The sequence below is a fragment of the Cellulomonas sp. ACRRI genome (genome assembly GCF_022346185.1).
Classification (GTDB): domain Bacteria; phylum Actinomycetota; class Actinomycetes; order Actinomycetales; family Cellulomonadaceae; genus Cellulomonas.
In genome coordinates, this window is record NZ_JAKRMS010000196.1 from 1 (window position 1) to 4,878 (window position 4,878).

3 protein-coding genes and 1 pseudogene are annotated in these 4,878 nt (G+C 79.3%); 2 read left to right on the forward strand and 2 right to left on the reverse strand.

The genetic code is table 11. From position 1 onward, the window contains the following. Positions 1-2,009: pseudogene (locus MHY85_RS20120) on the forward strand (ATP-binding protein); the annotation flags it as partial. Then, positions 2,006-3,241 carry an MFS transporter gene (locus MHY85_RS20125; RefSeq protein ID WP_239200004.1) on the forward strand — a complete coding sequence of 412 codons (1,236 nt, stop codon included), beginning with the start codon at positions 2,006-2,008 and terminating at the stop codon, positions 3,239-3,241. The pseudogene MHY85_RS20120 and the gene MHY85_RS20125, both read left to right, overlap by 4 nt. 9 nt (positions 3,242-3,250) lie before the next feature. On the opposite strand, the gene MHY85_RS20130 is transcribed toward MHY85_RS20125, so the two are convergent. Further along, positions 3,251-3,493 carry a DUF2530 domain-containing protein gene (locus tag MHY85_RS20130; protein WP_239200006.1) on the reverse strand — a complete coding sequence of 81 codons (243 nt, stop codon included), beginning with the start codon at positions 3,491-3,493 and terminating at the stop codon, positions 3,251-3,253. Positions 3,494-3,572: 79 nt separating this feature from the next. After that, positions 3,573-4,878 (reverse strand): EAL and HDOD domain-containing protein (locus MHY85_RS20135; protein WP_239200008.1); only part of this gene is annotated, 1,306 nt, incomplete at its 5' end.

Sequence of the window (4,878 nt, forward strand, 5' to 3'; positions counted from 1 at the left end):
CCGCCGACCCCGCCGCCCTCGTCGAGCCCCAGCGCGCCGTCGCGCTCGCCGGCCCGGCCGCCCGCGAGCTCACCCGGGCCCTGGCCCCGTGGTTCGCCGGCCTGGTCGTGCTGCCCGAGGGCGGCCTCGGCCCGGCCCGGACCCTGGGCGTCGAGATCCGCGAGGCGGCCGAGTGCGTGGAGGAGCTCCCCGCCGCGTCCGGCCTGCCGCCCGCGCGGTGGCGCGCGCTCTACGCCGCCCTCGCCCCGGCCGTCGGCGACCCGCTGGTGCGGGAGGCGCTGGCCGCCCTTCCCGTCCCGCTGGCGGACGGCCGGGTGGTGCGGGGTGTGCGCGGCCTGCTGCTGCCGGCCGCCGGCGCGCTCGACCCCGCGGGCCCGGTCGCCGCCGCGCTGGCGGTGCTCGGCCGCTGGGGGGTGCGCCTGGTGCACCCCGGCGCGGCGCACGAGGTGCTGGAGCGGCTCGGCGCCGCGCCCGCCGACCCGGCGTCCCTGCTGGCGCACCCCGGGGTGCGGCAGGCCGTGCTCGACCAGGCCGACGAGGACGACGTGGTCGCCGCCGAGCAGATCAGCGACGCCGTGCTCGCCCTGGTGCGCGCCGCGGTGGCCGACGGCGCCGTCCCGACGTCGGGCGCGTCCGTGCCCGCCGGACCGCCCGGCGGCGCGCGCCCCGGCGACGCGCCCCCCGTCCCGGTGGAGCGCGCCCTCCTCGGCCTGCTCACCCTGCGCGCGGCCGACGGGGAGCCCACGCCCGCGCACGGCCTCGTGCTCCCCGGGTCCCGCGCGGCGCGGCTGCTCGACCCCCGGGTGCTCGCGCCGGTCGCCGCCGACGCGGTCGAGCGCTGGGGCGCGGACGCGCTCGCCGCCGCGGGCGTCCGCGCCGACCTGGTGCCCCTCGTGCTCACCGACGTCGTGGCGTCGGCGGACGACGTCGCGCTGGGGGACGACGACGCGGACCTGGTCACCGACGCGCTCGACGGCTGGGACGCGTGGCTCGCCGAGGTCGCGGCGGCGGTGGGGGAGAGCGAGACCCTGCCCGAGGTGCTGGCGGTCGCCGACCTCGACGCCGCCGACCCGGACGCCTGGCCCGCGGTGCTCGCGCGGCTCGCCGAGCCCGGGCCGCTGCGCCGGGCGCTGCTCGACGAGGTGCGCGTGCCCGGTGGCGGCACCGCCCCCGGGTACACCGCGTGGTGGCTGCGGCACCGGTCCGGGCTGCCGCTGGCCACGCCGTTCGCGGTGGCCGGCGCCGAGCCCGCCGTCGCCCGCCTGCTGCCGCCCGCGCCGCAGGAGGTCGCCGCGCTGGACCCCGCCGCGCAGGTGGCCCTCGGCGGTGTCGCGTCGCTCGGCGCGGTGCCGCCCGGAGCGTGGAACCCGCTCCTGCGGGCCGTCGCGCCGGTGGGCGGCCGGGTCGACCTGGACCTCGCGGTCGCGGTGTGGTCCGCCTGGGCCCGGCTGGCCGCCGCCGGGCCGGAGGCCGCTCCGGACGTCGACTTGCTCCCGGCGCTGATCGCGCCCGACCGGGTGGCGCTGGTGCACGCCGAGGACGTGGCCGTCGCCCCGGTGCCGATGTGGTGGCAGCGCGCCGACGTCGCCGCCATGGTCCCGGTGACCGGCCCCGTCGACCCCGAGGACCTCGCCGACGCGCTGGGCGTCCCGCTGGCGGGGGACCTCGCGGACGGGCGGGTCGACGAGGCGGAGGGCGACGACGCCGGGTCCCTGTCCGCCACGCCCGAGGCGGTGGGCGCCCTGCTGCCCGGCGCGCCGGACACCTGGATCGAGCACGAGCAGCTGCGCGTGGACGGGGTGCCCGTCGACTGGTGGGTGGACGGCGCCGGCCCGGACGCGATCGTGCACGCCACGCACCTCGCCGGGCTCGCCCGCGGGCTGGCGCAGGCGTGCGGCGCGTGGCGGCTGCGGCACGTGGTGGAGCTCGTCCTGGTCGAGCCGGCGCGCGCGGCCGAGCTCGCCGTGGAGCAGGTCGCCGACGGCGGGGGCATGATGGACGGCCGATGACCCGCAGCCTGCTGACCTCCGCCTACCTGCCCGCCCTGCTGTACGAGACGGGGCTGGGCGCGGTCACACCGGTGGTCGCCCTGGTGGCGGCGGGGATGGGCGCGGGCCTGGACCAGGCCGCGCTGGTCGTGGCGCTGGTGGGCGTCGGGCAGATCCTCGGCGACGTGCCCGCCGGCGCCCTGGCGGCCCGGGTCGGCGACCGGCGCGCCATGCTCGTCGCCGCCCTCGTCGCGTGCGTCGCCCTCGCCGTCAGCGCGCTGGCACCGACGCTGCCGGTGCTCGCGGTCGGCGTCCTGCTGACCGGTGCCGCCTCCGCGGTGTTCCACCTCGCCCGCCAGGCCTACCTGACGGAGGTCGTCCCGGTGGTGAACCGGGCGCGGGCGCTGTCCACCCTCGGCGGGGTGTCCCGGATCGGGGTGTTCCTCGGCCCGTTCCTCGGCGCGGCGGTGCTGCACGTCGCCGACCTGCGCGCCGTGTTCTGGCTGGCGGTGGGGACCACCGTCGCCGCCGCGGCGGTCGTCGGGTTCGCGCGCGACGTCGACGACCGGCGGCCCGCGCGCGACCGGCCGCGGGTGTCGACCGCGGGGCTCGTCCGCCGGCACCGGCGGCTGCTCGCGACCCTCGGGCTCGCGGTGGTGCTCGTCGGCGCCGTCCGCGCCACCCGCGGGGTCGTGCTGCCGCTGTGGTCCGAGCACCTGGGGTTCGCGCCCGCGACCACCAGCCTGGTGTTCGGCCTGTCGGGCGCGGTCGACATGCTGCTGTTCTACCCCGCGGGCAGGGTGATGGACCGGCGCGGCCGGCTGTGGGTCGCGGTGCCGTCGATGCTGGTGCTCGGCGGGGCCATCGCCGTCCTGCCGCTGACCTCCACGCTGACGGGGCTCTCGGTCGTGGCGATGGTCATGGGCCTGGGGAACGGCATCGGCTCCGGCATCCTCATGACCCTCGGGGCGGACGTGGCGCCGCCGGACGGACGGGCGCAGTTCCTCGGCGTGTGGCGGGTGTTCCAGGACTCCGGCGCGGCGGCGGGGCCCCTCGTCGTGTCGGCCGTCGCCGCGGCGGGCAGCCTGGCGGCGGGCATCGTGACGATGGGGGCGGCGGGGCTGCTGGCCGCGGGCGCGCTGGCGGCGTTCGTGCCGCGGTGGTCCGAGCACGCCACGGCCGGCACCCGCGCCCGCGCGGCCGCCGCCCGGGAGGTCGCGGCCCGCGCGGCGGCGGGGCCGGGCGCGCCGTAGCGCGACGCCTCAGCGGCCGGGGCGGCGGCGGGTCCAGGCGAGGCCCAGGGCGCCGAGCGCGGCCCCGGTGACGCACGCCCAGACCCCGTGCGGCCCCGCGGCGTCCGTCAGCCAGAGCACGAGGGCGACGACCAGGGCCACCAGCCACGCGCCGATGCCCACCAGGAACACCGGCCGCATGCTCACCGGGACCGGGTCCGGGGCGGGCTTGCGGCTCTCCGGGCGCAGGGCGAGGTGGATGAACGACGGCACGGCCACCACCCTATGCGTTCCGGCCCCGCGCCTCCCCACCCCCGTGCCGTCCCGGCGGGGGAGGAGGCGGGACAGGGGGCTACTCGCCGAACGCGAGCGCCGTCGCCGTCGCCAGGGCGCTCGGGACGGCCGCGAGGTAGGCGTGCGCGACGTCCCAGGGCTCGAGGCCGGTGGCCGCGACGGCGGCCGTGTCGTTCTCCTCGTGCGCGAGGACGGCCGCGAGCACCTGGCCGAGCCGGCCCTCCCGCCGCAGCAGCGCCGCGCCGAGCGCGTCGGAGACGCCGGTGCGCGAGACGAGCTCGGTGAGGTCGATGCCCTGCTGGGCGGCCACGGCGGACAGCAGCCCGACGGTGTACCCGGCGTCGTCCCCGGCGATCGTGTGGCAGGTCATGGCGCGGGTCAGGATCGACCACAGCGTGCCGACCGAGGCCGGCTTGGCGTCGATGAGCGACGCGATGGCGAGGGCGTGCAGCTGCCGCGGGCCGACCAGCACGACGGCCTGGAGCACGGAGTCGATCTCGCGCCGCAGGCCGAACGCCGAGGAGTTCACCAGGTGCAGCACCCGCATGGACAGCTCGGGGTCGGAGGCGACGGTGCGCACGACGGTCTGCTGGTCGACCTGCTCCTCGGACAGCACGCGCAGCAGCTCGAGGCACTGCAGCTCGCCGGCGGAGAACGAGCGGCGGGTGACCGGGGGGTCGCGGTGGAACATGGGGCCCTGGAGCAGGTCGGCGTCGATGGCCTGCGCGATCTCGAGCCGCTCCGTGGTGTCCGTGTGCTCGGCGACGACGGTGGCCCCGGCCGCGTGGGCGCGGGCGACGAGCTCGGCGCAGTGGTCGGCGCCGCGCTGCAGGTCGACCTTGACGATCGACACCCGGTCCAGCAGCCGGTCCTGGGCGACGGAGCCGTCGTAGTCCGCGAGCGCGAGCCGGCTGCCGCGGCCGGCCGCGGCGGCGAGCAGGGTGTCGACGTCGGGCCGGCGGGCGAGCCACGGCGTGATCTCCAGCATGAGCCGGTCGGCGTCGTACCAGACGGCCGCGGTGCCGGACAGCAGCCCGGCGGTCGCGCGGAGCAGCACGGGCTTGTCGCCCGCGAGCCCGGTCAGGTCGAGGCGCCGGTAGGCGGCCTCGACGGCGACCTCGGTGCTCTCGTCAGGCAGGGACGCGCCGGTGGGCCCGTTGACGAGGACCCGCACGGCGTAGCCGTACACGGAGCGGTCGTGGTGCACCACGGGCTGCCGCAGGACCGTGGTCTCGCCGCCGCCGATGGGGATCGGGCTGCCGCTCGCGGCGCGCGGGGACCCGGCGTCGGCGCCGAGGGTCGAGGTCATCACGATCTCCTGGTCGGTTCGGCCCGGGTGCGGGGCGGGCGGGGGAGGCGGTGCG